The sequence below is a fragment of the Bartonella sp. AD328YNZD genome, assembly GCF_042196425.1.
In genome coordinates this window covers 1-2,838 of the sequence record NZ_JBHIQG010000305.1, presented here as the reverse complement: position 1 = coordinate 2,838, position 2,838 = coordinate 1, and the positions used below count along the sequence as shown (strand labels likewise).

The 2,838-nt window shown below is 40.3% G+C and carries 1 protein-coding gene; it reads left to right on the top strand.

Annotated features, from left to right (window positions below; translation table 11 throughout):
- Positions 1 to 663 precede the first annotated feature (663 nt).
- Positions 664 to 2,838: beta strand repeat-containing protein (locus ACFIO3_RS11010; RefSeq protein WP_375704457.1), on the top strand; the 2,175-nt coding region annotated here is incomplete at its 3' end.

The following is a 2,838-nucleotide window of genomic DNA, read 5'->3' as shown; positions in this document are numbered from 1 at the left end:
ACAACTATCCATTTTCACTTCTTCTTATGAAGTTTGCGGGGAAATGAATATTTGGGGGCTCTCATAAGGAGAATACTGGTGTATAAAACATCCCTTTTATCATGCACGGCTGCGGCTGCTATCATCCTATTCAACATCCAGTTCACTGCACATGCTGAAACTCTTGGCGTTGCCAACGAAGAAAAAGATATATCCGGAAAAACGTACGAGACTATTTATGTAAAAGACAAAGGAAAAATCACCGGTAGCACTGTAACTGTAACTGGAAATGAAAGCACAAATGCAGATACAAACAATGATAAGTATGTTGTAACAGTTGAAGGTGCTAACAGTGCGCTTAAATTAAATGGCTTAAATATTCAAGGCACTGATTCTGATGTTCGTTTCGGTATTTCTGTAAAAGACGGCGCTAACATCAACCTAACTGGGGGGAACATTACAACGTCTCAAACTGGCGTTTATATTGACGGCAGCGACAAAAATATACTGCAAAATGTAGTGATATCAAATAATAAAAATGAAATTTCACAACTCATTGGAGTGCAATCAGATAATGGAAGTAACATCACTTTAACAAATGTAAACGTTACGCACGCAGAAGTTGGTATACTCGCAAATAATAATTCTCGAATCAACGTATCCGGAGGATCATTCGAAGGTAAAATGGATGGCGTATATGCTATGAGCGGCACCACCATTACTGTAGATGGCGGTACTAACGTTACCTCATCTAATGGTAACGGACTTCATGCCATCGATGAAAAGAGCGAAATTATAATGACAGGAGGAAGCGTAATTGGAAAAGATGCAGCATTATCTGCAGACGAAGGTGGACATATTACTGTCACGGGTAGTACTCTAACAGCAAAGAGTAATAACCCTAATACATCTACTAATGATAATAAAATCGAAAGTGGATTCGGTGCCTTGTCTCAAGGCAAAAACAGTGTGGTTGAATTATCTAGTACAACGATTAATGATGCGACAATCGGGCTCAAAACACAAGAGAGTGGCGCAATCAAAATGACTGGGGGAAGCATTACAGCTTCCAAAGTTGGTGCTTTCTTCTTGGACAGCAAGAGCAAAGAAAACAAACTGAAAGATGTAGTGATATCAAGTGGGAAAGATGATGCGCCACTAATCAATGGAATCAAAGCAACTAACAGTAATGTCACTTTAAATAATGTAACAGTGACGCAAGCACAAACTGCCATAGATGCATATGATTCCACAGTAAAAGTCTTAGGAGGATCATTTAATGCAGAAAAAGCAGCAATATTTACTCAAAACGGCGGCAACATCACTTTAACTGGCGATGCAAAAATTACATCATATAATGATGCTGGACTCTATGCGGAAGGTTCAAAATCCATCATCGAAATGACGGGAGGGAGCGTAACAGCAAAAGAGGAAGCAATAACGACAACATACGGTGGGCATATTATTGTCACAGATGTCATCCTAAAAACAAATGGTGATGGACTTGGTGTAGCTTCTGATGACCTTGGTAGCATGATTGAATTGCGTGGAAATACAACGATTAGTAATAGTGTAATCGGGCTTCAAGCACAAAACGATGGTGCAATCAAGATGACCGGAGGAACCATTAAAACTTCTCTAGTTGGTGCTGGTTTCTTAAACAGTAACAGCAGTGAAAACAAACTAGAAGGTGTGAAGATATCGAATAGTAAAGACGATGCGTTACTGAACTTTGGAATAAAAGTAGATAAAAGTACCGTCACTTTAAAAGATGTAACAGTGACTCAAGCAGTATCCGGTATAGGTGCAGATAACCACTCTACAATAACAGTCTCAGGAGGATCATTTAGTGGAAGTGACGTAGGAGCAAGTGCAGAAGGTGGCAGTACGATTATCTTGAAAAACAACGCAAACATTACATCATCTGATAACATTGGACTCTATGCAGAAGGTTCAAAATCCACCATCACAATGACGGGAGGAAACGTCACAGGGAAAGGGAATGCATTGGTTGCTGAAGATGGCGGCCATATTACTGTTACAGATGTGGCTCTAACTGTAACAGATGTGGCTCCAAGTGACGACGATATATCGTCTGGTGTATTTTCTGTTGGCGAAGGCAGTGTAATTGAATTACTTGGAAATACAACGATTAGTAATAGTGCACTCGGGCTTACAACAAGCAATGGTGGCGCAATCAAGATGACTGGAGGAACCATTAAAACTTCTCTAGTTGGTGCTGGTTTCTTAAACAGTAACAGCAGCGAAAACAAGCTAGAAGGTGTGAAGATATCGAATAGTAAAGACGATACGTTACTGAACTTTGGAATAAAAGCAGATAAAAGTACCGTCACTTTAAAAGATGTAACAGTGACTCAAGCAGCAGCCGGTATAGTTGCAGATAACCACTCTACAATAACAGTCTCAGGAGGAGCATTTAGTGGACGTAATGTAGGAGCAAGTGCAGAAGGTGGCAGTACGATTATCTTGAAAAACAACGCAAACATTACATCATCTGATAACGTTGGACTCTATGCAGAAGGTTCAAAATCCACCATCACAATGACGGGAGGAAACGTCACAGGGAAAGGGAATGCATTGGTTGCTGAAGATGGCGGCCATATTACTGTTACAGATGTGGCTCTAACTGTAACAGATGTGGCTCCAAGTGACGACGATATATCGTCTGGTGTATTTTCTGTTGGCGAAGGCAGTGTAATTGAATTACTTGGAAATACAACGATTAGTAATAGTGCACTCGGGCTTCAAATACTAAACAATAGTGCAATCAAGATGACTGGAGGAACCATTAAGACTTCTCTAGTTGGTGCTGGCTTCTTAAACAGTAACAGCAGCGAA